Below are 724 nucleotides of genomic sequence, written 5' to 3' on the forward strand. Positions count from 1 at the left end.
CTCATTTATTATGCTAATTCTAAACATTGGAAAAATCTTTAATTATATTCCTAGTCTAAGGATTAAAGCATAATCTAACAAGAATATTAGATACGAATCATACATATATTGATTTTAGTATTTCATTAAAACAAAAATCTATTATTCTATTCATGATGGAATTATATTAAATTTTCTATAAAGATAGGATGATGACAATTATTGAAAAGTCGGTTCTTGCTATGGTTATTTTACGTGTATTGTCTGGGAGTATTGAAGTAAGTGCTGGATTGTTGATGCTAAAGTTAAATAATCTAGAAAAAGCATTTTATATTAATACAATGCTTGCTTTGGTTGGTCCAACAGTTTTAATCGTAACGACAGCAATTGCATTATTTGGACTAGCAGATAAAATACCTGTGACAAGAATCGTTTGCTTATTTACGGGTATAACACTTATTATTATTAGCTCACATATTAAGTAAAAATAAAACATTACTAAAATTCACCAAAATCATACAAGTGTCAGAATATGAGTTTGACGAAAAAATAATCTTCACAACCTTTTGGATCCAAGTTATCTTCTGTATCTTTATAGCATGGTTCCATTCATAATCTTTGTTAAACTCTTTTATGAAACACCTAACATGTTCATTAAATTACTGTAGCGTGTGACGACGCTGCTTTTTTTTATGTATAATTAGCCTTTATTTGCACAAATTTATATTGAGTGTATCGCACGCAC

Annotated in this window: 1 protein-coding gene; it reads left to right on the forward strand. The window is 28.3% G+C overall.

All coding sequences use genetic code 11. The annotated features are described in order from the left end of the window. The first annotated feature begins 188 nt into the window (after positions 1-188). Positions 189-464, forward strand: a complete 276-nt coding sequence (locus tag VK91_RS22225; RefSeq protein WP_048395961.1) for a YqhV family protein — start codon at positions 189-191, stop codon at positions 462-464. The last annotated feature ends 260 nt before the right edge of the window (positions 465-724 follow it).

Source organism: Lysinibacillus sp. LK3 (assembly GCF_001043675.1).
GTDB lineage: Bacteria > Bacillota > Bacilli > Bacillales_A > Planococcaceae > Lysinibacillus > Lysinibacillus capsici.